Source organism: Nocardioides sp. InS609-2 (assembly GCF_023208195.1).
In the GTDB taxonomy this organism is placed as follows: domain Bacteria; phylum Actinomycetota; class Actinomycetes; order Propionibacteriales; family Nocardioidaceae; genus Nocardioides.
In genome coordinates this window covers 4002880-4027760 of record NZ_CP060034.1, presented here as the reverse complement: position 1 = coordinate 4027760, position 24881 = coordinate 4002880, and the positions used below count along the sequence as shown (strand labels likewise).

Below are 24881 nucleotides of genomic sequence, written 5' to 3'. Positions count from 1 at the left end.
TCCGGGCCAAATCGCACGTCGAACGGGCATTCGAGGTGCGATTTGCCCCGGACTAACTGGCCAATCAGCCCCAGACCGCCTGGGCGCCGGCGTCGCCCGTGAGCACGACCCAGACAAGGGTTGCCACGGCGCCCGCCAGCAGCAGCACCGAGAGCAGCGCCCCGACGAAGCCGCCGCGGCGATGGGCGAACGCCTTGAGCACGGCCACGATCGCGAAGCCGCTCACCACCAGGCGCAGGGTCTCCGCGAGCTCCACGTGGTGCTCGATCTTCTCGAGGGCCTCTCCGGAGAAGCCGTCGAAACGCGCGGAGTCGAAGAAGTCCTCGCCGGTCAGGTACGCCGCCCAGATCGAGCCGGCGGCGAGCAGCGCGAGCACCACCATCGGCCAGCGCAGCCGGTCGTGCCACGGCGGTACGAGGTAGACGAGTGCCGCGAGTGCCGCGAGCGGGCCGAGGACGACCGCCGCGTGCACGACCAGAGGGTGCAGGGGGACACCGGTGATCTCCATGGGCCGCACGGTAGTGCCGGGTTCGACGAGTTGGCTGGCACTAACCTGTGCGACATGCCCATCTCCGGTCCGGGTTCGCCCGACTACACCGACGACCTCCGGCTCGCGCACGTGCTGGCCGACGACGCCGACTCGACGTCCACGTCGCGGTTCAAGGCGCTCGACCTGCACGTGATGACCAAGCCCGACCTGACGCCGGTCACCGACGCCGACCAGGCCGTCGAAGAAGGCATCCGGCGCACCCTGTCGCGGGCGCGCTCGCGCGACGCCGTACTCGGCGAGGAGACGGGTTCGACCGGCCACAGCCAGCGACGCTGGGTGATCGACCCGATCGACGGCACCAAGAACTTCGTGCGCGGCGTGCCCGTCTGGGCGACGCTGATCGCGCTGGTCGTCGACGAGGAGGTAGTGCTCGGCGTGGTCTCCGCGCCGCAGCTGCAGCGACGCTGGTGGGCCTCGAAGGGCCACGGCGCCTGGACCGGCCGCTCGCTGCTCAAGGCGACCAGGTGCGAGGTTTCCGACGTACGCCGCCTCGAGGACGCCTCGCTGTCCTACAGCTCGCTCCACGGCTGGGACGAACGGGGTCGCCTCGACGACTTCTGGTCGCTGTCGCGTCGCTGCTGGCGCACGCGGGCCTACGGCGACTTCTGGTCCTACATGCTGCTCGCCGAGGGCGCCGTCGACCTGGCCGCGGAGCCGGAGCTCGAGACCTACGACATGGCCGCGCTCGACATCATCGTGCGCGAGGCGGGCGGCCGGTTCACCTCGCTCGACGGCACCGACGGCCCGTTCGGGGGCAACGCGCTGGCGTCTAACGGCCACCTCCACGAGGCCGCGCTGGCGTTCCTCGGCTCGATGCCAGACGACGACCAGGACCCCGATTCCCGGCGTCCTGGCCCGGGCTCCGTGCACGAGCTGCGCGACCGACGCCCCTCGCTCGACTAATTCTGTCTCGTCACCTGTGTCGCCCTGTCGCCCGCCGCCGGACGCGACTAGATTCGGAGACTCTCGACGAGAGTCGAGTCACCGGAGGTGTGCCATGCGGATCAACGACGTGCTCAAAGCCAAGCCCAGTCACGACATCTTCACCATCAGTCCCGACGCCACCGTGCGCGAGCTCATCGCGCTCCTCTCGGAGCACAACGTCGGTGCCCTCGTCGTCAGCGGTGACGGCACGTCGGTCGACGGGATCGTCAGCGAACGCGATGTCGTACGCCGCCTCCACGACGACGCCCAGGTGCTCGACCGGCCAGTCGGCTCGATCATGACCGCCGAGGTCCGCACCTGCGAGGGGAGCCAGGCCCTCACCGAGCTGATGCAGGTGATGACCGAGCACCGCATCCGGCACGTGCCCGTGGTCACCGACGGCAACCTGGTCGGGATCATCAGCATCGGCGACCTCGTCAAGCACCGCATCGACGAGCTCGAGTTCGAGCGCGACCAGCTCGACAACTACGTCCACCGGACCTGAGGTCGCAGGCGGCCGCCTACTAGGGTGGTCGCCATGGACAAGCCTGAAGTCGACCCGCACATGGGAGCAGTTCCGTCCGACCTCGAGGTCACCGACCTCATCGAGGGCGACGGCGCCGAGGCCACCACCGGCAAGACCGTCTCGGTCCACTACGTCGGTGTCGCCCACTCCTCTGGCGAGGAGTTCGACGCGTCGTACAACCGTGGTGCGCCCCTGCAGTTCCGTCTCGGCATCGGACAGGTCATCTCCGGCTGGGACCAGGGCGTCGAGGGCATGAAGATCGGCGGACGTCGCCGGCTCGTCATCCCGCCGCACCTGGGCTATGGCGACCGCGGCGCCGGCGGCGCGATCGCGCCGGGCGAGACGCTGATCTTCGTCGTCGACCTGCTCGACGTCAGCTGACCTGAAGCTTCACCAGGGCAGGTCGTCCGCGACCTCGCCCGTGGCGACCCGCGCGGACACCCCACCGAGCGTCACCACGTCGCCCGGCACGAGCTGGCGACCGCGCCGCGTCTCGACCTCGCCGTTGACCTCGACCGAGCCCTGGATCATCAGCGGCTTCGCCTCGGAGCCGTGGTCGATGAGGTTGGCGAGCTTGAGGAACTGACCGAGCCGGATCGACTCGTCGCGGATCGGGACGTCCTGGGGGGCGGGCATGGGGCCATTGTGTCTCGCGGCTACTGGACGAGCACGCTGGCGGTGTGGATCAGTACCCCGACCAGCCCGCCGACGATGGTGCCGTTGATCCGGATGAACTGTAGGTCGCGGCCGACGTGCAGCTCGATGCGTCGGGCGGCCTCCTTGCCGTCCCAGCGCTCGATCGTGTGCGTGATGACGGCGGTGACCTCGGCGCCGTACCTCGAGACCGCGAAGACGGCGATGCCGGCCGCGGTCTCGTCGAGGCGCTTGCGCAGCTCTGCGTCGGTATTGAGGTTGCCGGCGAACGTCGAGAGCTCGGCGAGCAACCGTTGGCATACGGCGCCGTCGCGGTCGTTGAGCGAGGCCAGCAGGGCGCGACGCAGAGCGTTCCAGAGCGAGACGCCGGTGGTGACCACCTGCGGGTGGGCTAGCACGCGTTCCTTGAGTCGCTCGGCGCGCTCCTGGGTGTCGGGGTCGACCATCAGGTCCTGCGCGAGCTGCGCCAGCACCTCGTCGAGGGCCCCGCGCGCGTGGTGACGGGGGTCGTCGCGGATGTCGGTCACCCAGCGGACGGCCTCGGTGTGGATGCGGGCGGTGACGACCTCGTTGAGGCGTGGCGGCGCCCACCACGGCGCGCGCTCGCCGATGACCTCGATGAACGTGTCGGGGTTCCCGACCAACCAGCGGTGCAGCTCCTCGAGCGCCAGGTCGACCATGCCGTGGTGCAGGTCGTCGCGCACGACCTCGGCCAGCAGCCCACCGGCGAGCGGAGCAACGGGCTCCTCGCGGAACCGCGGCAGGAGCGCCTCGGTGAAGAAGTCCTCGATCTGGTCGTCTCGGACCTTGCCGAGCCCCAGGGCGGCAAGGTCGGCGACCTCGTCGACGACCCTGCGGGCGTTGACCTCGTCGGTGAGCCAGGTGCCGACCCGGGCCGAGATGGTCGCGGCGGCCACCCGTTCGCGGATGACGCCCTCCTGCAGGAAGTTCTCCCCGACGAACTCCTCGAGTCCCTTGCCGAGGTCGTTCTTGCGGCGCGGGATCAGAGCCGTGTGCGGGATCGGCAGCCCGAGCGGGTGCTTGAAGAGAGCGGTCACCGCGAACCAGTCGGCGATCGCACCGACCATCGACGCCTCAGCACCGGCGTTGACGAAACCGAGGAAACCCTCCTGACCCAGCGTGGCGACGTACACGACGGCAGCCAGGCCGAGCAGCGACACGGCAACGGTTCGCATCTGGCGGAGGCCGCGTCGGCGCGCCTCGTCGGCGGCCGGCTCGGACGCGATCATCGGGGCGGTGCTGGCGCTGGTGCTCATCGCGGCCATCCTCCCCTGCCCGTGCCAGAATGCCGCCCATGCCTCGCACGATCATCACTTTCGGGACGTTCGACGTCTTCCACGTCGGACACCTCCGCGTCCTCCAGCGGGCCGCCGCCCTCGGCGACCGACTCGTCGTCGGTGTGTCCGCCGACGCTCTCAACGAGCGGAAGAAGGGCCGCGTTCCCGTGTTCAGCCAGGGCGAGCGGCTGGCGATCGTGGCTGCCCTCAAGGTGGTCGACTCGGTCTTCGTCGAGGAGAGCCTGGAGCTCAAGCGCGACTACATCGTCGAGCACGGCGCCGACGTGCTGGTGATGGGCGACGACTGGGCCGGCAAGTTCGACGAGTTCAACGACGTGTGCGAGGTCGTCTACCTCACGCGTACTCCGGCCATCTCGACGACCGCGATCATCGAGCACATCGCAGACCTCTGAGCCTGCCCAACGGTCCATGGCGGTCCGGCGGCGCACGCACTCGCGGCGGGGGCTGAAAGCGCGGCGTGGCGCCGCGCATCGGCGAACGACCACAGACGGCACTACCGCGGCGACACGGCACGCCTGTCCCCCGCCGCGAGTGTGGGAGTGGGCGGGCTTCGCCAGTGAGACGCGGGGGCGATACGTGCCTGTTTCGAGACCAGCAAGTGCCACGCCGGGGTGCTTCCCGTACGTCGGACACCACCGCCACGTAGCCTGTTGCCTCACCCGCGCCGCGTCGGAACCAGTCCGATGGGCCCGATGGAGGGATTCTCGTGCGTCGTCTCGTCACGCTGGTGCTCGCTACGGCCGTGCCGCTCACCCTCGCCCTGCCGGGCGCGGTGGCCGCTGACCCCCGCAAGCCCGCCGCACCTGCGGCGCCGGTGATCGCGCAGGCTCGTGCTGCCCTCGACGGGACCGCGAAGGAAGCCGATCGGGACGTCACGATGGCCATGCGCGACGTGTTCCTCGCCCGGCCCGATCTGAGCCCGGCCGGCAAGCGCCAGGCAGACGCGCTGCTGGGTCGCCCGACCGACTCGGAGAGCCCCGACAACCCCAACACCACGACGTACCAGGCCAACGCGCCGCGCGCCCAGGTCTGCGGCCCGCATGTCTGCGTCACCTACGTCACCGCCAGCGCCGACGTGTCCAGCGCCGCGTGGGCGGCTCAGACCCTTCAGGTGATGGAGGCTTCGTGGACCCGCGAGGTCGACCAGATGGGTTACCGCGCGCCCGCCGCCGACGGCGCCGCCGGTGGCGACGGCCGCTTCGACGTCTACCTCGCCGACGTGTCGTCGCAGGGCTACTACGGCTTCTGCGTGCCCGAGGCGCCGGTCGCCGGCCAGAAGTACCTGGCACAGGCCTACTGCATCCTCGACAACGACATGCTCGGCTTCCCGATGGACCCGGTCTCCAGCCTGCGCGTCACTGCGGCCCACGAGTTCTTTCACGCGATCCAGTTCAACCTCGACGCCGCCGAGGACAAGTGGTGGATGGAAGCGACCGCCACCTGGATCGAGGAGCAGGTCGCCGGCGACGTCAACGACAACCGGCAGTACCTCCCCGTCGGCCAGCTCGGCAAGCCCGGCGTCCCGCTCGACACGTACGACGGCTCGCTGGCGATGTACGGCAACTGGATCTTCATCCAGCGGCTCTCGCAGGCCTACGGCGTCGACGCGATCCGCCAGATCTGGAGCCGTCTCGACGCAGCCACCGGTGCGCCCGATGAGTCGTCGATCAAGGCCGTGTCGGCCTTCCTTAAGACGAAGAAGACCAGGTTCGCCGACTTCTACTCCACCTTCGTGGAGGCCAACTTGATCCCGCAGAAGAAGTACGCCGAGGGCGCGGCGTACAAGGCGGCCCCGGTGGCCTCGAAGGTCACCCTGACCGGCAAGAAGCGCAAGACGGGCGCGAAGAAGCTCGCCGCGCCGCACCTGTCCAGCACGTCCCTGCGGATCAAGCCGGGCAAGGGCATCAACGGCAAGCGCAAGCTCTTGATCTCGGTCGACGCCACCCGCGGCAAGAAGGCCAGCCCGGTCGCCCGCGCCCTCGTCTTCACGAAGAAAGGCGCCGTCTCCAAGACGACGATCAAGCTGAACAAGTTGGGCAAGGGCAGCAAGCTGGTCAAGTTCAACCGCGGCAAGGTCAAGTACGTCGTCCTGCTGCTCAGCAACGCCTCGACCCGCTACAAGAACTGCGTCACGGCCAACACCAACTGGGCCTGCGGCGGAAAGCCCAAGGACGACAAGCAGAAGTTCATCGTCAACGCGTCGGTGCGCTAAAGACCGGTATGCCGCGCACCCACGTGGGCTTCCGGCCCACTCCTGACGCTAGGGCGGCTCTCGACTCGCTGCCCGGCGAGGTCACGACGAGTCACGACCCGTCGGGGCAGGAGCGGGCCGCCTTGCTGGCGGACGTCGCAGGCTGCGACGCCGTGGTCACCCTGCTCACCCAGCGCGTCGACAAAGAGCTGCTCGATGCGGCCGGGCCGGGGCTGCGCGTCGTGGCCAACGTCGCGGTCGGCCACGACAACATCGACCTCGACGCCTGCCGGCAACGAAATGTCATCGTGACAACAACGCCCGGTGTGCTCGACCAGGCCACCGCCGACCTCGCCTTCGCGCTGGCCCTGGCCACGGCCCGACGGGTGGTGGAGGCCGACGCGTTCATCCGGGCGGGCAACGCCTGGACGTGGAGCCCCGACCTCTTCGTCGGCCTCGACGTCACTGGTGCCACGCTCGGGATCGTCGGCTTCGGCCGGATCGGCCAGCAGGTCGCGCGTCGTGCCGCGGCCTTCGACATGCGGGTGCTCGCGACGCCGTCACGCAGTGGCGCCGCGGCGGCGACCGAGCTGGGCGTCGAGACGATGCCCCTCGATCGGCTGCTCGGCGAGAGCGACATCGTCTCCCTGCACTGCCCGCTGACGCCCGAGACCAGGCACCTGATCGGTGCCGAAGAGTTCGCACTCATGAAGCCCGAGGCGATCCTGGTCAACACCGCTCGCGGACCGATCGTCGACGAGGCCGCCCTTGCGGCAGCACTGATCGCCGGGCAGATCGGCGGTGCCGGGCTCGACGTCTTCGAGCACGAGCCCGACATCCACCACGACCTCGTCGGCCGGCCCGACGTCGTACTGCTCCCCCACATCGGCAGCGCCGGGCGGCGCACCCGCCTGCGCATGCTCGAGCTCGCACTCGACAACGTGCGGGCCGTGCTGGCAGGCGAGACGCCGCCGACTCCGGTCTGACTCAGACCTCGTCGGACGTGGTGACCCGCACGAGCGGCGCGAGCTGCTCGAGCAGCACCAGACCGGCGAGGTCGAGGTGCCGGTGCAGGTCACGTGCTGTGACCAGGGCGGCGAGCTCGTTGTGCACGGGGTGACGACCGACGGTTGGGTGATCTGGTCAACCGGTCCGTCATCAGCGTTCGCTTGGCGTCCCGGTGAGAACGACGCCGTGCGACTCGCTCTCGAGTCGCGTCAGCTCTCGCTGCAGAACTGGCCGGGCGGCGTCATGTGGCAGGGGCGGATCCGGGCGATCACCCGGCTCGCCGGCGTGCTCGCCACGGTGTCGGAGGCAGGCGTCGTACGTCGCGTGGGCAAGGTCCCGACCGACCAGCTCGGGCAGTGGTCGCCGGACGGGTCGGCGTACGTCTATCCCCGAGACAGGCCGACGGACGCTCCCTCGTCAACGCGGCGCTGGACAACCTCTGGGTGCAGGACGTCGGCACCGGCGACCGCCGGCGGCTGGACCTGCCGACCGAGCTGCGCTTCGGACTGGCGACGTGGGAGTCGCCCCAGGCGGTCATCCTGCAGACGAGGTTGCCGTTCGACGGTTTCGACGACCGGGACGCCGGTGTCGAGGCACTCGTGCGATGTGACGCCGGCACCGGCGCGTGCGAGCGGGTGTCGGGAGCCCCGACCGGTGTGCCGGTGCTGCCGTCCTGACCCCGGGCTGTCGCCCCTGGATGGCAGGATGCGCTGCATGACGCCGGCTGAGTCCTCCGACCAGGTCCGGGGGCGTGTCCTGGCCGGCCTGGCGTTCGTCGCTGCACTCGTTGCGACCGCGTCAGTGCTGTTGGACCGAGTCACGGTGGCGAGCGGCGAGGCACTTGGACACCTCGGCTTCGGCTTCCCGATGACCTGGCTGGTGCAGGACCAGTCGGCGCTGTCGCCGCCGTATCCCACAGATCTCTCACCTGCATCGCCGTGGGAGAACCCCACGAGCGTGGCCATCGGCCCGCTCGTGGTCGACGCTCTCGTCGCCTACGTGCTCCTGGTAGGCGGATGGCTCATCAGTCATCCGGTCCTGCGTCACCTCAGAACCTCGCACGGTTCGCACTGACCCGGCGCCGGCGGAACTTCGTCCCGCGAGGTCCTCACCGTCCTCGACAGCGGGCAGGGCCCGGCCCAGCGCTGCCACGACCACGAACGGCCCCGTGGCCAGTTCCCTGACCGTTCGGAGGAGGTCAGCGGAACGCGGACTCCCCCGTGAGGGCCTGGCCGATCACGAGCTGGTGCACCTCGCTGGTGCCCTCGTAGGTCAGCACCGACTCGAGGTTGTTGGCGTGCCGCATGATCGGGTACTCCAGCGTGATGCCGGCGGCGCCGAGCAGGGTGCGGCACTCGCGCGCGATCGCGATCGCCTCGCGCACGTTGTTGAGCTTGCCGAGGCTGACCTGCTCGGGCGCGAGGGTGCCGGCGTCCTTGAGCTTCCCGAGGTGCAGCGCGAGCAGCATGCCCTTGCCGAGCTCGAGCGTCATGTCGGCGAGCTTGGCCTGCGTGAGCTGGTAGCCGGCCAGCGGCTTGTCGAAGATCTCGCGCTCGCGGGTGTAGGCGATCGCGGTCTCGAGGCAGTCGCGGGCGGCGCCGAGAGCACCGAAGACGATGCCGTAACGGGCTTCGTTGAGGCAGGAGAGCGGGCCGGAGAGGCCCGTCGCCTCCGGGAGCACCGCGGATGACGGCAGCCGGACGCCCTCGAGCACGAGCTCGGAGGTGACGGAGGCGCGGAGCGACATCTTCTTCTTGATCACCGGTGCCGAGAAGCCAGGAGTGTCGGTGGGTACGACGAACCCGCGGACCTTGTCGTCGGCCGGATCATCTACGCGGGCCCAGACCACGGCGACGTCGGCAACGGAGCCGTTGGTGATCCACATCTTGGCGCCGTCGAGCACCCAGTCGTCGCCGTCGCGGACGGCGCGGGTGCGCATGCCGGCCGGGTTGGACCCGAAGTCGGGCTCGGTGAGGCCGAAGCAGCCGATCGCGTCGCCGGCCGCCATCCGCGGCAGCCACTCCTGCTTCTGCTCCTCCGACCCGTGCTTCCAGATCGCGAACATCGCCAGCGACCCCTGCACGCTCACCAGCGAGCGCAGCCCGGAGTCACCGGCCTCGAGCTCCATGCAGGCAAGGCCGTACGCCGTCGCCGTCGTACCCGCGCAGCCGTAGCCCTCGAGGTGCATGCCCAGGACACCGAGCGTGCCGAGCTCCCTGGCGAGGTCGCGGGCAGGGATCTCTCCGGACTCGTACCAGTCGGCCAGGTGCGGCCGGATCTTCTCGTCGACGTGCTTGCGCACCGTGTCGCGGATCGCGAGGTCGTCGGGGTCGATCAGGTCGTCGGTGCCGAAGAGGCCGAGTGGGGTCCGGGGGTTCGCCATGGGTGCAGCCTTTCAGGTCAGAGAAACGTGCTGACGCCGGTCTCGGCGCGCCCGATGATCAGCTTCTGGATCTGGCTGGTGCCTTCGTAGAGCGTCATCACCCGGGCGTCGCGCATGAACTTCTGCACGGGGTACTCGTCGACGTAGCCGATCCGCCGAACGCCTGGATCGCCAGGTTCGACGCACGCACGCACCGCCGCCTCCGAAGCGAAGAGCTTGGCCTTCGACGCGGCCACTCCGTAGGGCTCGCCGCATTCGATCAGGTCGGCCGCACGCCAGGTGGGGAGCCGCGCGGCATCGGCGCGGTCCCACGCGGCGCGGTGCGGGACGACCTCCTTCTCGAGGAAGTCACGGGCGAGCTGCTGGAAGCTCAGCTGGTCGTCGTTCAGGGACAGGTCCATCGAACTCCTCGGGGGTCACCGTAGGTCTACCAGCCGTGGCCGACCGGAGGCCAGGAGGTTCGTCGCCCGCCGCCTGGCTGGGCAGCAGTCGATCCAGCCAGGCGGGCAGCCACCAGTTGGCGTGGCCCATCAGCTTCATCACTGCGGGCACCAGCACCATCCTCACGATCGTTGCGTCGACGAGGATGGCCGTCGCCAGGCCGAGTCCGAACATCTTGGTGATCGCGTCGTCACCGAGGACAAAGCCCAAGAAGACGGCGACCATGATCAGGGCCGCCGAAGTGATGACCCGACCCGTCCGGGCGATGCCGTGGACGACGGACGCCGTGTTGTCGCCCGTGACCAGGTACTCCTCACGGATGCGTGAGAGCAGGAAGACCTCGTAGTCCATGGAGAGGCCGAACAGGATCGCGAACATGAACATCGGAATGAAGGGGACGATCGGAACCGTCGACTCCAGGCCGATGAGTTGGGCGCCCCACCCCCACTGGAAGACCATCACCATCACACCGAACGAGGCTCCGATGCTCAACAGGTTCATCAGGGCGGCCTTCAGCGGCACCAGGACCGACCGGAAGACCAGTGTCAGCAGCAGCCAGGACATCAGGACCACGGCGCCGATGAAGAGCGGCAGCCTGTCGTTGACCTTGCCGCCGACGTCGGCGAAGGTCGCCGTCTGGCCACCCACGTGTGCCCGGGCCGGACTACCGCGCAGGGCCTCCGGGAAGACGTCTGCACGCAACCGCTCGATGGTGTCCTGCGTGGCATCGTCCTGGGGCCCCGTGGTCGGAAACGCAACCATGGTGGCGACTCCTGCCATCGCGTCGACCGCGGGTGCACCCACGCTGGCTATCCCGGCGTCAGCGCCGATGGCTTCGCGGAGTGGCTGAACCACGTCGGGATCATCCGCGATGTCGATGGCCACGACCAGCGGCCCGTTGGCCCCGGGTCCGAACCCGCCGGCAACGAGGTCGTAGGCCCGACGCTCGGTGCGGTGCTCAGGTAGCGCGCCCTCGTCCGGGGTGCCGACACGAAGGTCCAGCACCGGGGCAGCGAGTGCCAGCAGTACGACGGTCGCGCCGACCGCGTACCTGACGGCGTTCCGCGAGACGTGGGCGCCCCAGCGATGCCAACCGGCACCGGCCGATGGCGCAGCGCCCGAACGGCGTCGGCTCAACGCGAGACGGTTGATCCAGTGCCCGCTCAGACCAAGGAATGCCGGCAGCAGGGTGATCGAGGCGGCAACCATGAGCAGGACGATGAGGGAGACGGCGATCGCACCTGCGGTCATGAACGGCACTCCCGCGACGGCGAGGCCGAGGATCGCGATCACCACCGTGCCTCCGGCGAAGACCACGGCCAGGCCCGCGGTGGCGACCGAGCGCCCCACGGACTCCTCGACCGAAAGGCCGCGGGCCAGGTACTCGCGATGCCGGGTGACGACGAACAAGGCGTAGTCGATCCCCACACCGATCCCGACCATGCTCCCGATCACCGGAGCCCAGCTGGGAACGTCGATGACGTAGGTGACCAGAGACAGGGAGCCGATCCCGAGGCCCAGACCGAAGAGGGCGAGCCCGATCGGGAGGCCGGTCGCGATGAGCGACCCGAAGGCCAGCATCAAGATGATGACGGCTGCGACAAGCCCGGCAATCTCCCCGCCGCCGGCGCCTGCCTCCTCGAACGCGAAGAAGAGGTCACCGCCGATCTCGATCTGCAGCGGCGACCTCACCTGTGACCGGGCGACGAGCGCCTTGAGGTTCTCGAGGTCGTCGGGTTGCAGCTCTTCCAGCACGGGGTACTGCACCCGGAGGAGGGCGACGCGCCCGTCTTCGGATATCACTCCGCTCGCCTCTCTCGCCGGGAGATTCGCGGTCGCGACGCCAGCCGGGTCGCTGGTCGTGACCACGTTCGGCAGGCGGCGCACGGCTGACTGGATCTCGGCCAGCGCGGCACTGGCGTCGGGTGAGTCGAAGAACGTGGCGCTCTCCTCCCGGGGCGTCAGCACCACCTGTGCCGTCAGACCCTCGCGGCCTGACGAGGCGGCCGAGAGCAGGTCGGCGGCCTCCTGGGAGTCGAGACCCGGCGCGCCGAACGAGTCCTTGGGCTGTTGACCGAACGCGACCGAGGCACCCACCACCAGCACGGACACGAGGAGCCAGGATCCGATGGTCGCCCACGGCCGACGTGCGGTGAGGCGACCCAACCGGTACAACGCGTGCGACATGAGCGATCTCCTTGGCCTACATCCGGTGCCCGTACGGCGACCGGTACGCCCTCGATGCTCGCGGGAGTCCTCACTCCCCTGCCTCGGGAGAAGAGCCCGACTCGGCTCGTCCGGGCGAAGGAGGGCCGGGTCGTACTTTGGACCGATCCCGGTGGGCGGTCGTGTCCCTAGGCTGGGGTCGTGATGAGGAATGTCGTCGGCGCGCTCTGGGCCGAACCCCGGGCTCCGCACCCGCCCGGGCGCGTGTGGCGGGACTGGCCGCTTGTCGCTGTCGTGCTGGTGACGGCGATCCTCGAAGGCTCGTTCCGTGCGGAGATGCCGTGGCGACCCGTCGCGCTCGTGCTTGCGGTGGCGCTTGGGTTCACGGTGCTGTGGCGCCGTACCCATCCGCTCGCGATGGTGGTCCTGGCCTTCGGCTCCGTCATCGTGCTCGACGTCGCGAGCCTGATCGGCTCACCCGGGGTGGTGGGCCTCAACTCCATGGCCTTCGTGTTGGTGCTCGCGTACGCGCTCGCGCGATGGGGCGCCGGCCGTGAGGTCGCGATCGGCCTCGGCATCATGCTGGTCGCCGCCGGCCTCGGCATTGCCGTCGACTTCACGGGGGTCGTCGACGCCGTGGGCGGGCTCATGGTCCTCCTGTTTCCTGTCTGGAGCGGACTGACGGTTCGTTACTGGACCTCCAGCCGGATCCGGGAGCTCGACCAGGTCAAGCTCCGAGAGCGCGCCCAGCTCGCGCGCGAGCTGCACGACACCGTCGGGCACCACGTGTCCGCGATCGCCATCCGCGCCCAGGCCGGACGTCTCCTGGCCTCGTCCCAGCCAAATGCCGCCGTGGACGCGCTCGAGGTCATCGAGCAGGAGGCCTCGCGCGCCCTGGCCGAGATGCGCATCGTGGTCGGCGGTCTGCGCGACGGGGAGACTGCGGCCCTTGCTCCGCAGCCCGGCGTGGCCGACCTCGAACTGTGCGGAGCCTCGGGGAGCGCCCCCGGGTCCACCTCGACCTGTCGGGTGACCTCCAGGACCTGGCGCCGCGGGTCGACTCAGCGATCTACCGCATCACCCAGGAGTCGGTCACGAACGCGGTGCGACACGGTGTCCGAGCGACCCGGATCGACGTCCGCGTGACCGGGGAGCTCGACTGTGTCCGCCTCACCGTCAGCGACGACGGTGACGTGAGCGTCCACGGCAGGAGCACGACGGGTTACGGCGTGGTGGGCATGACCGAGCGAGCGACGCTCCTGGGCGGCACCCTCCAGGCGGGCCTCAGCCCTGATGGCGGTTGGACCGTGGACGCCGTACTGCCGAGGACGGGTTCGTCGGCATGACCATTCGAGTGCTCGTCGCCGACGACCAGGACATCGTCCGCACCGGCCTCACCATGATCCTCGACGCCCAGCCCGACATAGAGGTCATCGGCCAGGCAGTCAACGGTCGTGAGGCGGTGGCCCTCGCCCAACGGCATCGACCCGACGTGTGTCTCTTCGACATCCGCATGCCCGAGATGGATGGCATCGAGGCAACCCGCCGGCTCGCCGGACCCGGCGTCGAGGACCCCCTTGCCGTCGTCGTGATCACGACGTTCGACCTCGATGAGTATGTGCACGGCGCGCTCAAGGCAGGAGCCCGCGGCTTCCTGTTGAAGGACGCCGGCCCCGCGCTGCTGTCGCAGGCGATCCACGCCGCCGCAGCTGGCGACGCACTCATCGCCCCGGCCGTCACCGGTCGTCTGCTTGCCGCCTTTGCGAACGCCCGCACGGGAACGAACGCGGCCGAGCCGCTGGAGTCGCTCACTCGCCGCGAGGAGGACATCGTGATCACGGTGGCCCGGGGTCGTACCAACTCCGAGATCGCGGAGGAGCTGCACATCAGTCTCAGCACGGTCAAGACCCACGTCACCAGCGTCATGAACAAGCTCGGCGTACGCAATCGGGTCGAGATAGCCATGTGGGCGTACGAGAGCGACCGCATCCCACGGTGACCCGGGGCCCGGGCTCAGAGTGCTGCGTAGAGGGCCTGCTCGAAGTCGCCGAACACCTTCCATGCCTCGTCGCGGACGATGAACGGCAGCGAGTTGGTGTAGCTCGACGCGCAGATGCCGGTGGTCCGGTCGATGAAGAAGTGCGTGTTGAACAGACCGGCCCAGGCGCCCGAGCCTGCCTTGCGGCCACCCGGAGAGTCGGCGCCGTTGAGCATCAGTCCGTAGCCCCACTTCCAGCCGGGACCGGCGTACAGGGTGTCGGTGATCGGCGGGTCAGCGGTCGCGATCTCGGCGGGGAAGTCGAGGTCGCCGATCTGGTTGGAGAACGCCGCGTCGACCGTGGCCTCCTCGAGGATGCGGGCGCCGTCGAGCTCTCCGCCGCGCAGCAAGGCCTGCTCGAAGCGGATGTAGTCGCGCGGGGTGGAGTAGCGGCCGTGGCCGCCGGGCCACCAGTCGGGCTCGGGATTGAGGATGCTGCCGGCCGAGCCCCACGTGCCCGCCCTCGTGCTGCCGGAGACGATGACCGAGGTCGACGCCAGCCCGTGCGGTGTGGGCGTCGCCGCCGGCATCGGGCAGCTGCACCACTCGTTCCGTACGGCGCTGGTGGCCCTCCTGCTCTGCGACCCGCCGGCCACGCCACGCGTGACCGCCGACGAGTACGGCGGCCTGATCGGGCTGCTGGCCGACGCACCCGCCGACTCGCCGCAGCCCGACGCCATCCGGCTCGACGAGGTCGCCCGGCACCCGTGGGGCGTCGCGACCGTCGACGCGATCGTGCGTTCACCTTCGGTGCGGCAGGCAGCTCGGCTGGCCGGCGTGCACCACAGCACCCTGCAGACTCACCTCGACTGCATCACCGGCGTGATGGGTTTCGACCCGTACGACGGGTTCGGTCGCACGCGTCTCGGCACGGCGTACCTCGTCTGGCGGCTCCGGCACTCGCGCGTGCTGGACATGCCCGTTCCGCAGGTGGACGTGGTCGTCGTCGCGGACGGCGCCTAATCAGGCCGGCACGCGCAGCAGCTGACCCCGCCAGGTGCCGAGCCCGGTGCGGATCGCGACCCCCACCCATGCCACCAGCAGCCCGACGTAGAGGACCAGCGCGGCCACCACCAGGAAGTCCGCGCCCGTGGCGTCGGCGAGCCCCGAGGTGCCGGTCACGACGGTGCCGAGCGGGAACGTGAACGACCACCAGGACAGCGAGAACGGCAACCCCTGGCGCGCGGTGCGCACGGTGACGGCCAGCGCCAGCGCGAGCCAGAGCATCGCGAAGCCCCACATCGGCGCGCCGTAGACCACGCCCATGGCCTCGAACGCCATGCCGTACGGCGCGGGCAGCACGTGCGCAGCCGTGGCACCGAGCGTGTGCGACGCGGTGACGGACTGGCCGAGCGGTCCGAGCACGATCCACAACGTCGGCACGGCCGCAGCGGCGCCGATCTTGTGGTGGACCAGGCGGCCCCAGACCAGCGTGATCACGACCAGGCTGGCGACCAGGGTGAGCCCGAACATCATCGTGCAGGCCAGCTGCATGGCGAGCTGCCACTGCCCGTGCGGGAGGTGCGGCAGCAGGAGTGGCCCCGTGGCCGCGCTCACCATCGGCGGCACCACCGGCATCAGCCACCCGCCGAAGGCCGAGTCGGGCTTCACGTCGTGCCTGGTGAACGCCTTGTAGGGCACGGCCACCGCGGTCCAGAGCCCCAGCACGGTGCCCGTCGTCCAGAGCACGAAGTCGAGGCGAACGGCGGAGACCAGCCCGACGAGCGGCTCACCCACCAGCACGGCACCGGCTCCGACGGTCATCAGCGCCATCGCCGGAGCTCCGTAGAAGTGCGACATCACCGGGTCGTCCAGATGCCCGCGGGCGGTGCGCGGGTGGTGCACCCAGTGCAGCACCGTCGCCGCGATGACCACCGCGAGCAGGACCACGTCGGCGGCCCAGACGACACCGGCGAACGCCATCAGCCCCGGTACGTCGACCGGCAGGGTCGCCGCGGCGTTGGCGACGATCCCGGTGCCCATCACCGACGCGAACCAGTTGGGACCGATGAAGGCGAAGACGGGCTGACCCGCGAGGGCGCCCATAAAGGCTGTGCGATCACCGGTGGGACGGACGAGTGTGCTGGTCATGCTTCGAGTCTCAATCGGTGCGTCGTTTCCCAGTAGCCCCTCTGTACCTGTGTCCTCACAAGCAACGCCTGTGGACGGCGTACGGTATTGCCTGTGTCCACCCACGTGCCCGACCTCGCCGGTCTCGAGCTGCTCGTCGGCATCGCCCGGCACGGCAGCATCGGCGGATCCGCCCGCGCCATGGGCGTCAGCCAGCAGGCGGCCTCCGAACGACTCCGCGCGGTCGAGGCGCAGACCGGTCTCACTCTGGTCCATCGCGGCGCCCGCGGCTCGCGGCTGACCGCCGCCGGCGTGGTGGTCGCCGAGTGGGCCGCGCGGCTGCTCGATCTTGCCGACGAGATCGACACCGCCATCACCGGGCTGCGCGGCGACCGCAACCACGACCTCACCGTGTGGGCCAGCATGACGATCGCCGAGAGCCTCATCCCCCGTTGGCTCGTGCAGCTGCGGCAACGGCAGCTTGGCGAGGGACGGCGTCCCACCGCAGTCAGCCTGAACGCGTCGAACAGCGGCCACGTCGTCGAGGCGGTGCGAGACGGCGTCGCCCAGCTCGGGTTCATCGAGGGCGTGCGCGCCCCGCGCGGGCTCCGCAACACCCAGATCGCCCACGACGACCTGGTCCTGGTGGCGGCGGCGGGCTCGCCGCTCAGCCGCCGACGCAGTCCCCTGCCTCCCGAGGAGGTCGCGGCGCTCCAGCTCACCAGCCGCGAGCGCGGGTCCGGCACCCGCGAGGTCCTCGAGGCCGCGCTCCACGCCCACGGCCTGACCATGGGCGACGCCGTCGTCGAGCTCACCACCGCCACCGCGATCCGCGAGGCGGTGCTCGCCGGCAGCTCGCCCGCCTTCCTCAGCCAGCGCGTGGTGGCCCGCGAGCTCGACTCCGGCCACCTCGTCGCCGTACCGACCACCGGCCTCGACCTCACCCGGGTCTTCCGCGCGCTGTGGGTCGGCAGCGAGCAGCCGCCGGCCGGTCCGGTGCGGGAGCTGATCGCGATCGCGCGCGCGGTGGACCGCTGAAGCGTTGGTCGGGACGACGCATGCAGGCGGCGACGCTGGGTACCTCTGCGTATGAGCAAAGCCCTGACCTTCGGTTCCCTCGAGATCGCCTTCGACGACAGCGTCCTCCGACCGCGGGAGTGGACCACCGGCCAGTCGTTGTGGGCGGCCTCCCTGCTCGTTGACGCGGTGCCCGACGGACCCGTGCTCGAGCTCTGCGCCGGCGCCGGCCAGATCGGCCTGCTCGCCGTCGCGGGTTCGGGGCGCAGCCTCGTATGCATCGACGCCAACCCCAGCGCCTGCGACTTCGCGCGTGCCAACGCCCACGCGGCCGGCCTGGCCGACCTTGTCGACGTCCGCGAGGGGCGGCTCGAGAGCTCTCTCGCCGATGACGAGCTCTTCGCCCTCGTCATCGCCGACCCGCCCTGGGTACGTCGTGAGGAGACCGGGCGATATCCCGAGGACCCGCTGCTCGCGATCGACGGCGGCGACGACGGTCTCGACGTGGCGCGTGCCTGCCTGACCGTCATCGGGCGGCACCTGATGCCTGGTGGCGCAGGGGTGCTGCAGCTCGGGTCCGAAGCGCAGGTCGAGGCGCTGCGGGAGGATCCGAGCGTTCGCGCCGGCGGGCTGTCGCTCTCGGAGGTGCGGTCACATGAGCGCGGCGTACTGGTGCTCGTCGATCGAGAGCCCGACGACACCCTCTGACGTCAGGGCCGGTCGTCCACCGGCAGCAGCTTGTGGGTACCGTCGCAGAACGGCAGCCGGGCCGACCTCGTGCAGCGACACAACGCAACCACCGGACGGACTGACGCGTGCACCCGCCCGTCGGCGTCCTGCACCGTCTTTGCGCCGCGGATCAGCATGGGCCCGCCCGGGCAGAGCACGACGTCGGGGTGGTCGTAGTCCGGGGGGCCGCTCACGCGTCGCTCCCCCACCGCTGCAGCATGGAATGGGCGAACCGCGCTTCCAGGTCGAGACAGGTGAACGCTCCGAACCAGATGTTGTCCACCTGGCCCGGCTCATCGTCTGCCAGGGTGCCGCAGATGTCTCGCGCCGCGAGCTGCTCGTGCATGGCGTCGGCCTCGACGTGCTCGGTGTAGTAGCCGACCAGCTCCTGGGCGAACCCGAGGCGGCCCAGGCCCTGCGCCATCTTCCGCGAGGGTACGGAGCTCGTCGCCTCGAACGCCGCCAGGTGACCCATGGCCGCGCCGCGCAGTCGCCGGTGGAGGCCGAACAACGACATGGCGTTGTTCATCTCCAGCGTCTCGACGGTCGCCTCGTCGATGTAGGCGCCGTGCTCCGAGCGCAGGCCCTCGGCATCGAGGCCCTTGGCGAAGAGATGGGAGTGCAGCCGGTTGGGGTCGCCGCCGCCGTACTCGTCGAACTGCAGCTCCACCAGCGCGGCCTGGGCACGGACGGGCAACCGGGGCACGACCCACGACGCGGGGTCGGCCTCCTTGAGGTGGTAGACCGAGCGCTGTCGCATCAGCTCCAGCGCCTCGTCGCGCGTGGCACGCTTCTGCACGTACGACGCCAGCGAAGGGCCGTCGTCGGCCTCCACGTAGGCCAGCAGGTCGTCGGGCGAGTAGCCGTCACCGGGGTTGCCCGGCCAGCGTTCGTGAAGTCGCTGCTCGAGCTCACGCTCCAGCTTCCGGCGCAGCCCGAGCGCCGTCAGGTCCCACTCGGCTTCGTCGTCGACATCCTCGAAGCCGCGGTACGACAGCTCGTGCAGCACCCACAGGCAGAGAGCTGCATCGACGTCATCATCGGCTTCGGCGGGGAGAAGTGCGCCCTCTCCGGGAACCGAGCGAAGAACCTCGAAGAGCGCCGTGCTGAGCTCTCCGCGGGGCTTGGGAAGGATCATGCCCACCGGTACCCATTTACGACAGCTCCATCACTGGTCAGATCAGGTTGTCGAATCTGGGTACCGGACCTCGGCGTACGGTGACGAGATCCGGCGCGCCATGACCCTCTGCGACAGGAGCACCACCTTGAGCACCAACACTCGTCTGATCAACGCACCGGTCGAGAAGGTGTGGGACGTGTTGGCGGACGGCTGGCTCTATGCCCTGTTCGTCGTCGGGGCGTCTCGCATGCGCGACGTCGACGACGCCTGGCCGGCGATCGGCGCGAGACTGCACCACTCGGTCGGGGTCTGGCCGGCCCTGATCGACGACAGCACGAGCGTGCTCGAGTGCACACCACAGCGGATGCTGAAGCTGCGGGCACGTGCCTGGCCGGCCGGCGAGGCCGAGGTGGTCTTCACCCTCGAAGCACGCGGCAGCTCGACGGAGCTCACGATCGAGGAGGACGCCGTCGCCGGACCGGGAGTTCTGGTGCCGAAACCCGTGCGCGACGTCCAGCTGAGGCTGCGCAACACGGAGACCCTGCAGCGCCTCGCGTACATCGCCGAGGGTCGGGAGGTCTGAACACATGGCGACACACGACACGGCGTACGACGCCGTCGTCGTCGGCGCCGGGCCCAACGGCCTGGTCGCAGCCAATCGGCTCGCCGACGCGGGCTGGTCGGTGCTCCTGCTGGAGCAGCAGGCAGACGTTGGCGGGGCCGTGCGCAGTGAGCGTGACGTGCACCCCGACTTCGTCCACGACACCTTCAGCGCGTTCTATCCCCTGGCCGCAGTATCGCCGTCCATCCGGTCCTTCGGTCTGGAGAACCACGGCCTGGAGTGGACCCACGCGCCCGCCGTGCTCGGGCACCCGACCCGTGACGGACGCTGGGCCCTCCAGCACCGCGACCGTCAGCTGACGGCTGGCTGGCTGGATGAAGCCCACGGGGGCGACGGGCAGCTCTGGCTCGACCTCTGCACCGTCTGGGACCAGCTCGGCGACCAGATCCTCGGCGCCCTGCTGACGCCTTTCCCGCCGGTGCGTTCCGGGCTCGGCGCTCTGGCCCGGCTGCGCCGAGCCGGCGGCCTCGACCTGGTCAAGACCTTCCTCACGCCGGTCGCCGACCTGGGCCGGGAGCGGTTCGGCGGCGACGGGCCCGGCCTGCTGCTGGCCGGCAATGCCGGGCACTCCGACATCCCGCTCGAGTCTCCGGGGTCAGGACTCTTCGGCATCCTGATGACGATGCTGGGCCAGACGGTGGGCTTCCCCGTGCCGGTCGGCGGTGCCGGCGAGCTGTCGCAGGCGTTGGCGCGGAGGTTCGAGTCCCTCGGCGGCGAGACCCGCTGCGGCCAGACCGTCACGGAGATCGTGGTCGACGGCGGCCGCGCACGGGGTGTCATCACCGCCGACGGTGAGCGGATCGCTGCCCGGCGAGCCGTGGTCGCCGACATCACGGCGCCGCGCCTGTTCGGCGGTCTGGTGCCGGCGGAGCACCTGCCGGCACGCGTCGCACGTGGCATGAAGCACTTCCAGCTCGACCCCGGCACCGTCAAGGTCGACTGGGCGCTCAGCGGACCAGTGCCGTGGGCCAGTACGCCGGCGTACGCCCCAGGCACTGTGCACGTCGCCGACTCTCTCGACCAGATGTCCGAGGCGCTGGGGCAGGTGGCCGCGCGCGCGATCCCGGCGTCGCCGTTCATGCTCGCCGGCCAGATGACCACCACGGACCCCACCCGCTCTCCCACCGGGACCGAGTCGATGTGGGCCTACGCGCACGTGCCCCAGCCTGACCCCCGCGTCCGCGACGCCGGCGACGGCTCGGTGACCGGGTCGTGGGACCGCGACGACTGCGAGCGGTTCGCGGACCGTATGCAGGAACGCTTCGAACGTCTCGCACCCGGCTTCGGATCCCGTGTCATCGCCCGCCGAGTGCTGGGACCGCATGATCTGGAGGCCCGCAACGCCAACCTGGTGGGCGGTTCTGTCAACGGGGGTACCTCGCAGCTGCAGCAGGAGCTGTTCCTGAGACCGGTGCCCGGCTTGCTCGGTCGGGCCGAGACCGGCATCGCCGGTCTCTACCTCGGTTCCTCGAGTGCACACCCGGGCGGAGGCGTCCACGGGGCGCCAGGCGACAACGCGGCACGGGCGGCGCTCTTCCACGCCCGCATCGAGCGGATCAGGCACCCGCGATCCCGCGGCTGACTTCCGCCCACTCAACAACCGCAGCCTGCACCCGTTGGACGGCGACCGAGGGCTGCGGCGAGCGGTCGGGTACACAGTCCCTGTGACAGCCGACCTGGTCTACCTCGTCGCCGGGGCCAGCCTCCTCCTCGCCATCGTCCTGCCCGAGCTCCTCGCTCGCTGGGCGATCTCCGCGCCGATGGTGCTCGTGGGCCTGGGGATGCTGATCGGCCTCACTTCGCTGCCGGACGACCTGCCACTGGACCCCCAGGCCAACCGGGCGGCCATCGAGCACGTGACCGAGCTGGTCGTGCTCGTGGCGCTGATGGGCGTCGGGCTCGCCCTGGATCGACCCCTCGAGCTCAAAAGCCGCGCGAGCTGGCGGCAGTGGGCTGCGACCTGGCGGCTCCTCCTGATCGGCATGCCCGTCACCATCTCCGCGGTGGCGCTGCTCGGCTGGGCGGCCGGCATTGCGCCAGCGGCTGCGATCCTGCTCGGAGCCGCTCTCGCGCCGACCGACCCCGTCCTTGCCTCGGACGTCCAGGTCGCCGGACCGCAGACCGGCGACCACGAGGTGGACGAGACCGACGAGCTGCGCTTCACACTCACGTCGGAGGCGGGTCTGAACGACGGGCTGGCCTTTCCGTTCGTCTACGTCGCCATCCTGCTCGCCACCGAGGGTGCCGTCTCGCACTGGGGCCTGAAGTGGGTCGGGTTGTATCTCGTCTACAAGGTGGCCGTGGGTGTCGTGGCCGGCATCGTTGTCGGCCGGGTCCTCGCATATCTCGCGTTCCGCTCCAGCAGCCGGTCACTTCGGGTGGCTGAGCGTGGGGAGTCGCTGCTGGCTCTCGCCGCCCTGATCGCGTCGTACGGCGTCGGCGAGGTGGTGGGCGGCTACGGCTTCCTGTCCGTGTTCGCCTGTGCCATGACCTTTCGCTCCGCGGAGCGGTCCCACGACTACCACGCGGCGATGCACCAGGTGGTCGAGCGACTGGAGCGCCTGCTCACGCTCTTCGTGCTGCTGGTGCTCGGCATCGCGGTCACCCGCGGCCTGCTGGACGCGCTGGACTGGCGTGGCGTGGCCATCGGACTGGCCCTGATCATGGTCGTCCGCCCGGCCGCCGGCGTCCTCGCCCTGGCACCCTGGACGACGTGGTCGGCCGGCCTGGGGTTGACCCGGCCACAACGATGGGCGGCGGCGTTCTTCGGCGTCCGAGGTGTCGGTTCGCTCTACTACCTCGCCTATGCAGCAGGGAAGGCGCCGGAGCTGGGCCAGGACTGGCTGTGGTCGACGGTCTCCTTCACGATCATCGCTTCGGTCCTCGTGCACGGGGCGCTGTCGACCCCGGTCATGGCCCGCCTCGATCCAGACCGCTGAGTCCCAACCGGATAGGCGACTCCTTTCGGGGTACCGAGCCACATGAAGGCACTCACCTGGCAGGGCAAGGGCAACGTCTCCGTCGAAGAGGTCCCGGAGCCGCGTATCGAGCAACCGACCGACGCCATCGTCGAGGTGACGTCCACCGCGATCTGCGGCTCCGACCTGCACCTCTACCAGGTGCTCGGCCCCTACCTCCGCGCCGGCGACGTGCTGGGACACGAGACCATGGGCGTGGTGCGTGAGGTCGGCCCGGGCACCGGTGACCTGAAGGTCGGCGACCGGGTCGTCGTACCGTTCAACATCTCCTGCGGTCAATGCTGGATGTGCTCACGCGGACTCTTCGCCCAGTGCGAGACCACCCAGGTCCGCCAGTTCGGCAAGGGCGCCTCGCTGTTCGGCTACACCGAGCTCTATGGATCGGTCCCCGGCGGCCAGGCCGAGCTCCTCCGCGTCCCGCAGGCCCAGTTCGGTCCGGTCCGGCTTCCGGAGAGCGGCCACGACGAGCGGTACCTCTACCTGTCCGACGTGCTGCCCACCGCCTGGCAGGCGGTGGAGTATGCCGACGTGGGCGAGGGCGACACCCTGGCGGTCTTCGGGCTCGGCCCGATCGGCCAGATGTCGGCGCGCATCGCCCTGAGGAAGGGTGCCCGGGTGATCGGGGTCGACCTGGTGCCCGAGCGCCTGGCACTGGCTGCCAAGTGGGGAGTCGAGGTGCTCGACCAGTCAGAGCTGGGCAAGGTCGACCACGTGGCCGAGGCGGTCCTCGAGCTGACCGGTGGGCGCGGAGCAGACGCCACGATCGACGCGGTGGGCATGGAGGCGCACGGGTCGCCGGTCGCCCAGGCGGCCGTCGCCGCCGTCGGCGTGCTGCCGGATGCCCTGGCCAAGCCGGCCATCGACAAGCTGAGCGTCGATCGTGCTGCGGCCCTCATCGCCGCCATCAAGGCCGTACGCCGCGGGGGAACCGTCTCTGTCAGCGGCGTGTACGGCGGCGAGGTCGAGCCGCTGCCGATGATGGAGATGTTCGACCGCGGCATCTCGATGCGAATGGGCCAGTGTCACGTCAAGCGCTGGACCGACGACATCCTCGCGGTACTGGAGCAGGACGAGGACGTGCTCGGCGTCGAGTCGCTGGCCACCCACCGGCTGCCACTCTCGGAGGCGCCGGCGGCGTACGAGATGTTCCAGAAGAAGGAGGACGGCTGCATCAAGGTCGTGCTCAAGCCATGACCACCGCCCCTGATCCGCAGGTCGTCCTGGTCACCGGGGCCTCGAGCGGGATCGGTCGTGCGGCCGCCCTGCGTGCGGCGGCCCGCGGGGATCACGTCGTACTGGTCGCCCGGGGCAGAACCGCGCTGGAGGACACCGCACGGGAGTGCCGGGAGGTCGGCGCCGCAACCGCGGAGGTGATGTCCGCCGACGTGGGCGACGACGCTGCAGTCGCCCGTGTCGTGGACGCTGTCCTGTCCGGGCACAAGACGATCGACCTGGTCGTCCACGCCGCAGGGGTCGTGGCCTACGGCCGCACGGAGGACGTCCCGGCCGATGTCTTCGACGCCGTTCTGCGCACGAACCTGGTCGGCTCGGTCAATGTCGCGCGCCACGTCGTCCCCGTGCTGCGGCGCCAGGAGCACGGTGGGCTGGTGCTGCTCGGATCCCTCATCGGCCACATCGCCGTACCGACGATGAGCCCCTACGTGCTCAGCAAATGGGGTGTGCACGCCTTGGCCCGCCAGCTGCGGGTCGAGAACCGCGACCTGCCGGACGTGCACATCGCCTATGTTGCACCCGGCGGCGTCGACACCCCGATCTACGCCCAGGCGGCGAGCTGTCTCGGCATCACCGGGCGTCCACCGCCACCGGTCGACTCCCCGGAACGTGTTGCCCGGATCGCGATCCGGCGCGGCGAGCGGGGCCAGCGCCGCCGCCAGGTCGGGCTGGCCAACGACCTGGTGCGGTTCGGCTACAACGCCCTGCCGGGGCTGTACGACGTGCTGATCGGTCCGCTGTTCAGCGCCGGGGCGCTCGACCACACCCGACAGGTGCCCGACGGACCGGGCAACGTGCTCGAGTCACGCGAGGCCGGCAACGCCCTGCACGGCAACCAGGGCAAAGCCTTGGTGGGCATCCTCGGCAACCTGCGACAGCGGTGGCGCGCAGTGGCCGATCAGCCCGCATGAC

The 24881-nt window shown here is 70.1% G+C and carries 30 protein-coding genes; 19 read left to right on the top strand and 11 right to left on the bottom strand.

Annotated features, from left to right (window positions below; all coding sequences use genetic code 11):
- Positions 1-64: 64 nt before the first annotated feature.
- Complete coding sequence (locus H4Q84_RS20670) at positions 65-508, bottom strand: DUF2231 domain-containing protein (protein WP_248580951.1); 444 nt, start codon at positions 506-508, stop codon at positions 65-67.
- Positions 509-562: 54 nt separating this feature from the next.
- On the opposite strand from H4Q84_RS20670, the gene hisN reads away from it, so the two are divergent.
- From hisN to H4Q84_RS20655, 3 genes are all read left to right on the top strand, one after another.
- Positions 563-1453: a histidinol-phosphatase gene (hisN, locus tag H4Q84_RS20665; protein ID WP_248580950.1), complete on the top strand. Its 891-nt coding sequence runs from the start codon at positions 563-565 to the stop codon at positions 1451-1453.
- A gap of 94 nt (positions 1454-1547) precedes the next feature.
- Positions 1548-1979: a CBS domain-containing protein gene (locus H4Q84_RS20660; RefSeq protein WP_248580949.1), complete on the top strand. Its 432-nt coding sequence runs from the start codon at positions 1548-1550 to the stop codon at positions 1977-1979.
- A gap of 33 nt (positions 1980-2012) precedes the next feature.
- Positions 2013-2381 (top strand): FKBP-type peptidyl-prolyl cis-trans isomerase, encoded by a 369-nt coding sequence (locus tag H4Q84_RS20655; protein WP_248580948.1) that lies wholly within the window; start codon positions 2013-2015, stop codon positions 2379-2381.
- A gap of 9 nt (positions 2382-2390) precedes the next feature.
- On the opposite strand, the gene H4Q84_RS20650 is transcribed toward H4Q84_RS20655, so the two are convergent.
- Together H4Q84_RS20650 and H4Q84_RS20645 are read right to left on the bottom strand one after the other, a co-directional pair.
- Positions 2391-2636, bottom strand: a complete 246-nt coding sequence (locus H4Q84_RS20650) for an RNA-binding S4 domain-containing protein (RefSeq protein ID WP_248580947.1) — start codon at positions 2634-2636, stop codon at positions 2391-2393.
- Positions 2637-2656: 20 nt separating this feature from the next.
- Positions 2657-3931 carry a DUF445 domain-containing protein gene (locus tag H4Q84_RS20645; protein WP_248580946.1) on the bottom strand — a complete coding sequence of 425 codons (1275 nt, stop codon included), beginning with the start codon at positions 3929-3931 and terminating at the stop codon, positions 2657-2659.
- Positions 3932-3969: 38 nt separating this feature from the next.
- Between H4Q84_RS20645 and H4Q84_RS20640 the strand changes: the two genes are divergently transcribed.
- The 3 genes from H4Q84_RS20640 to H4Q84_RS20630 all read left to right on the top strand — a co-directional run bounded on the left by H4Q84_RS20640 (position 3970) and on the right by H4Q84_RS20630 (position 7150).
- Positions 3970-4365 (top strand): adenylyltransferase/cytidyltransferase family protein, encoded by a 396-nt coding sequence (locus H4Q84_RS20640; RefSeq protein WP_248580945.1) that lies wholly within the window; start codon positions 3970-3972, stop codon positions 4363-4365.
- A 314-nt stretch (positions 4366-4679) separates the two neighbouring features.
- Positions 4680-6185 (top strand): MXAN_6640 family putative metalloprotease, encoded by a 1506-nt coding sequence (locus tag H4Q84_RS20635; RefSeq protein WP_248580944.1) that lies wholly within the window; start codon positions 4680-4682, stop codon positions 6183-6185.
- Between the two features lie 8 nt (positions 6186-6193).
- The gene (locus H4Q84_RS20630) at positions 6194-7150 is read left to right on the top strand and encodes a D-glycerate dehydrogenase (protein WP_248580943.1); all 957 of its coding nucleotides are present in this window, start codon (positions 6194-6196) and stop codon (positions 7148-7150) included.
- Position 7151: 1 nt separating this feature from the next.
- Here the strand turns inward: H4Q84_RS20630 and H4Q84_RS23260 are convergent, their stop codons facing one another.
- Positions 7152-7277 carry a hypothetical protein gene (locus tag H4Q84_RS23260; protein ID WP_282580280.1) on the bottom strand — a complete coding sequence of 42 codons (126 nt, stop codon included), beginning with the start codon at positions 7275-7277 and terminating at the stop codon, positions 7152-7154.
- 251 nt (positions 7278-7528) lie between these two features.
- Here H4Q84_RS23260 and H4Q84_RS20625 point away from each other — a divergent pair, with 251 nt between their 5' ends.
- Both H4Q84_RS20625 and H4Q84_RS20620 read left to right on the top strand, forming a co-directional pair.
- On the top strand, positions 7529-7849 hold the full coding sequence (locus H4Q84_RS20625) for a hypothetical protein (RefSeq protein WP_248580942.1): 321 nt from the start codon (positions 7529-7531) through the stop codon (positions 7847-7849).
- 37 nt (positions 7850-7886) lie between these two features.
- Positions 7887-8246 carry a hypothetical protein gene (locus H4Q84_RS20620; protein WP_248580941.1) on the top strand — a complete coding sequence of 120 codons (360 nt, stop codon included), beginning with the start codon at positions 7887-7889 and terminating at the stop codon, positions 8244-8246.
- 124 nt (positions 8247-8370) lie between these two features.
- On the opposite strand, the gene H4Q84_RS20615 is transcribed toward H4Q84_RS20620, so the two are convergent.
- The 3 genes from H4Q84_RS20615 to H4Q84_RS20605 are packed head-to-tail and all read right to left on the bottom strand — an operon-like array spanning position 8371 to position 12183.
- Positions 8371-9555, bottom strand: coding sequence for an acyl-CoA dehydrogenase family protein (locus H4Q84_RS20615; protein ID WP_248580940.1), 1185 nt, complete (start codon positions 9553-9555; stop codon positions 8371-8373).
- A 17-nt stretch (positions 9556-9572) separates the two neighbouring features.
- Positions 9573-9956: an acyl-CoA dehydrogenase family protein gene (locus H4Q84_RS20610; RefSeq protein ID WP_248580939.1), complete on the bottom strand. Its 384-nt coding sequence runs from the start codon at positions 9954-9956 to the stop codon at positions 9573-9575.
- Positions 9904-12183, bottom strand: coding sequence for an MMPL family transporter (locus H4Q84_RS20605; protein ID WP_248580938.1), 2280 nt, complete (start codon positions 12181-12183; stop codon positions 9904-9906). The genes H4Q84_RS20610 and H4Q84_RS20605 overlap by 53 nt, the downstream gene beginning before the upstream one ends.
- Positions 12184-12366: 183 nt before the next feature.
- Between H4Q84_RS20605 and H4Q84_RS20600 the strand changes: the two genes are divergently transcribed.
- The 3 genes from H4Q84_RS20600 to H4Q84_RS20590 are packed head-to-tail and all read left to right on the top strand — an operon-like array spanning position 12367 to position 14161.
- Complete coding sequence (locus tag H4Q84_RS20600; protein ID WP_248583693.1) at positions 12367-13308, top strand: histidine kinase; 942 nt, start codon at positions 12367-12369, stop codon at positions 13306-13308.
- Positions 13266-13508 (top strand): ATP-binding protein, encoded by a 243-nt coding sequence (locus tag H4Q84_RS20595; protein WP_349238381.1) that lies wholly within the window; start codon positions 13266-13268, stop codon positions 13506-13508. Before H4Q84_RS20600 ends, H4Q84_RS20595 begins: the two co-directional genes overlap by 43 nt.
- Positions 13505-14161: a response regulator transcription factor gene (locus tag H4Q84_RS20590; protein ID WP_248580936.1), complete on the top strand. Its 657-nt coding sequence runs from the start codon at positions 13505-13507 to the stop codon at positions 14159-14161. Before H4Q84_RS20595 ends, H4Q84_RS20590 begins: the two co-directional genes overlap by 4 nt.
- 14 nt (positions 14162-14175) lie before the next feature.
- On the opposite strand, the gene H4Q84_RS20585 is transcribed toward H4Q84_RS20590, so the two are convergent.
- Positions 14176-14730, bottom strand: a complete 555-nt coding sequence (locus H4Q84_RS20585) for a serine hydrolase domain-containing protein (protein WP_248580935.1) — start codon at positions 14728-14730, stop codon at positions 14176-14178.
- Between H4Q84_RS20585 and H4Q84_RS20580 the strand changes: the two genes are divergently transcribed.
- The gene (locus H4Q84_RS20580; RefSeq protein ID WP_248580934.1) at positions 14711-15163 is read left to right on the top strand and encodes a hypothetical protein; all 453 of its coding nucleotides are present in this window, start codon (positions 14711-14713) and stop codon (positions 15161-15163) included. The genes H4Q84_RS20585 and H4Q84_RS20580 overlap by 20 nt on opposite strands.
- Here H4Q84_RS20580 and H4Q84_RS20575 read toward each other — a convergent pair whose 3' ends face one another.
- On the bottom strand, positions 15164-16291 hold the full coding sequence (locus tag H4Q84_RS20575; RefSeq protein ID WP_248580933.1) for a TDT family transporter: 1128 nt from the start codon (positions 16289-16291) through the stop codon (positions 15164-15166). It lies immediately after the preceding gene.
- A gap of 93 nt (positions 16292-16384) precedes the next feature.
- On the opposite strand from H4Q84_RS20575, the gene H4Q84_RS20570 reads away from it, so the two are divergent.
- Positions 16385-17308: a LysR family transcriptional regulator gene (locus H4Q84_RS20570; protein WP_248580932.1), complete on the top strand. Its 924-nt coding sequence runs from the start codon at positions 16385-16387 to the stop codon at positions 17306-17308.
- Between the two features lie 51 nt (positions 17309-17359).
- Positions 17360-17995, top strand: coding sequence for a class I SAM-dependent methyltransferase (locus H4Q84_RS20565; RefSeq protein WP_248580931.1), 636 nt, complete (start codon positions 17360-17362; stop codon positions 17993-17995).
- Between the two features lie 2 nt (positions 17996-17997).
- On the opposite strand, the gene H4Q84_RS20560 is transcribed toward H4Q84_RS20565, so the two are convergent.
- Both H4Q84_RS20560 and H4Q84_RS20555 read right to left on the bottom strand, forming a co-directional pair.
- The gene (locus H4Q84_RS20560) at positions 17998-18210 is read right to left on the bottom strand and encodes a CDGSH iron-sulfur domain-containing protein (RefSeq protein WP_248580930.1); all 213 of its coding nucleotides are present in this window, start codon (positions 18208-18210) and stop codon (positions 17998-18000) included.
- On the bottom strand, positions 18207-19154 hold the full coding sequence (locus H4Q84_RS20555; protein WP_248580929.1) for an iron-containing redox enzyme family protein: 948 nt from the start codon (positions 19152-19154) through the stop codon (positions 18207-18209). The genes H4Q84_RS20560 and H4Q84_RS20555 overlap by 4 nt, the downstream gene beginning before the upstream one ends.
- Positions 19155-19281: 127 nt before the next feature.
- Here H4Q84_RS20555 and H4Q84_RS20550 point away from each other — a divergent pair, with 127 nt between their 5' ends.
- From H4Q84_RS20550 to H4Q84_RS20530, 5 genes are all read left to right on the top strand, one after another.
- Positions 19282-19719 (top strand): SRPBCC family protein, encoded by a 438-nt coding sequence (locus tag H4Q84_RS20550; protein WP_248580928.1) that lies wholly within the window; start codon positions 19282-19284, stop codon positions 19717-19719.
- Between the two features lie 4 nt (positions 19720-19723).
- The gene (locus H4Q84_RS20545) at positions 19724-21340 is read left to right on the top strand and encodes an NAD(P)/FAD-dependent oxidoreductase (RefSeq protein ID WP_248580927.1); all 1617 of its coding nucleotides are present in this window, start codon (positions 19724-19726) and stop codon (positions 21338-21340) included.
- A gap of 82 nt (positions 21341-21422) precedes the next feature.
- Positions 21423-22697, top strand: coding sequence for a cation:proton antiporter (locus H4Q84_RS20540; protein WP_248580926.1), 1275 nt, complete (start codon positions 21423-21425; stop codon positions 22695-22697).
- A 42-nt stretch (positions 22698-22739) separates the two neighbouring features.
- Positions 22740-23930 carry a zinc-dependent alcohol dehydrogenase gene (locus H4Q84_RS20535; RefSeq protein WP_248580925.1) on the top strand — a complete coding sequence of 397 codons (1191 nt, stop codon included), beginning with the start codon at positions 22740-22742 and terminating at the stop codon, positions 23928-23930.
- The gene (locus H4Q84_RS20530; RefSeq protein ID WP_248580924.1) at positions 23927-24880 is read left to right on the top strand and encodes an SDR family NAD(P)-dependent oxidoreductase; all 954 of its coding nucleotides are present in this window, start codon (positions 23927-23929) and stop codon (positions 24878-24880) included. The genes H4Q84_RS20535 and H4Q84_RS20530 overlap by 4 nt, the downstream gene beginning before the upstream one ends.
- Position 24881 lies beyond the last annotated feature (1 nt).

What these genes read in the sequence shown, in the direction of transcription:
- H4Q84_RS20655 (WP_248580948.1), top strand. Translation starts at nt 2,013, where the DNA reads ATGGACAAGCCTGAAGTCGACCCGCACATGGGAGCAGTTCCGTCCGAC.
- H4Q84_RS20645 (WP_248580946.1), bottom strand. Translation starts at nt 3,931, where the DNA reads ATGAGCACCAGCGCCAGCACCGCCCCGATGATCGCGTCCGAGCCGGCC.
- H4Q84_RS20615 (WP_248580940.1), bottom strand. Translation starts at nt 9,555, where the DNA reads ATGGCGAACCCCCGGACCCCACTCGGCCTCTTCGGCACCGACGACCTG.
- H4Q84_RS20620 (WP_248580941.1), top strand. Translation starts at nt 7,887, where the DNA reads ATGACGCCGGCTGAGTCCTCCGACCAGGTCCGGGGGCGTGTCCTGGCC.
- H4Q84_RS20630 (WP_248580943.1), top strand. Translation starts at nt 6,194, where the DNA reads ATGCCGCGCACCCACGTGGGCTTCCGGCCCACTCCTGACGCTAGGGCG.
- hisN (WP_248580950.1), top strand. Translation starts at nt 563, where the DNA reads ATGCCCATCTCCGGTCCGGGTTCGCCCGACTACACCGACGACCTCCGG.
- H4Q84_RS20670 (WP_248580951.1), bottom strand. Translation starts at nt 508, where the DNA reads ATGGAGATCACCGGTGTCCCCCTGCACCCTCTGGTCGTGCACGCGGCG.
- H4Q84_RS20530 (WP_248580924.1), top strand. Translation starts at nt 23,927, where the DNA reads ATGACCACCGCCCCTGATCCGCAGGTCGTCCTGGTCACCGGGGCCTCG.
- H4Q84_RS20575 (WP_248580933.1), bottom strand. Translation starts at nt 16,291, where the DNA reads ATGACCAGCACACTCGTCCGTCCCACCGGTGATCGCACAGCCTTTATG.
- H4Q84_RS20610 (WP_248580939.1), bottom strand. Translation starts at nt 9,956, where the DNA reads ATGGACCTGTCCCTGAACGACGACCAGCTGAGCTTCCAGCAGCTCGCC.
- H4Q84_RS20565 (WP_248580931.1), top strand. Translation starts at nt 17,360, where the DNA reads ATGAGCAAAGCCCTGACCTTCGGTTCCCTCGAGATCGCCTTCGACGAC.
- H4Q84_RS20600 (WP_248583693.1), top strand. Translation starts at nt 12,367, where the DNA reads ATGAGGAATGTCGTCGGCGCGCTCTGGGCCGAACCCCGGGCTCCGCAC.
- H4Q84_RS20660 (WP_248580949.1), top strand. Translation starts at nt 1,548, where the DNA reads ATGCGGATCAACGACGTGCTCAAAGCCAAGCCCAGTCACGACATCTTC.
- H4Q84_RS20545 (WP_248580927.1), top strand. Translation starts at nt 19,724, where the DNA reads ATGGCGACACACGACACGGCGTACGACGCCGTCGTCGTCGGCGCCGGG.
- H4Q84_RS20590 (WP_248580936.1), top strand. Translation starts at nt 13,505, where the DNA reads ATGACCATTCGAGTGCTCGTCGCCGACGACCAGGACATCGTCCGCACC.
- H4Q84_RS20555 (WP_248580929.1), bottom strand. Translation starts at nt 19,154, where the DNA reads ATGATCCTTCCCAAGCCCCGCGGAGAGCTCAGCACGGCGCTCTTCGAG.
- H4Q84_RS20585 (WP_248580935.1), bottom strand. Translation starts at nt 14,730, where the DNA reads ATGCCGGCGGCGACGCCCACACCGCACGGGCTGGCGTCGACCTCGGTC.
- H4Q84_RS20650 (WP_248580947.1), bottom strand. Translation starts at nt 2,636, where the DNA reads ATGCCCGCCCCCCAGGACGTCCCGATCCGCGACGAGTCGATCCGGCTC.
- H4Q84_RS20640 (WP_248580945.1), top strand. Translation starts at nt 3,970, where the DNA reads ATGCCTCGCACGATCATCACTTTCGGGACGTTCGACGTCTTCCACGTC.
- H4Q84_RS20535 (WP_248580925.1), top strand. Translation starts at nt 22,740, where the DNA reads ATGAAGGCACTCACCTGGCAGGGCAAGGGCAACGTCTCCGTCGAAGAG.
- H4Q84_RS20605 (WP_248580938.1), bottom strand. Translation starts at nt 12,183, where the DNA reads ATGTCGCACGCGTTGTACCGGTTGGGTCGCCTCACCGCACGTCGGCCG.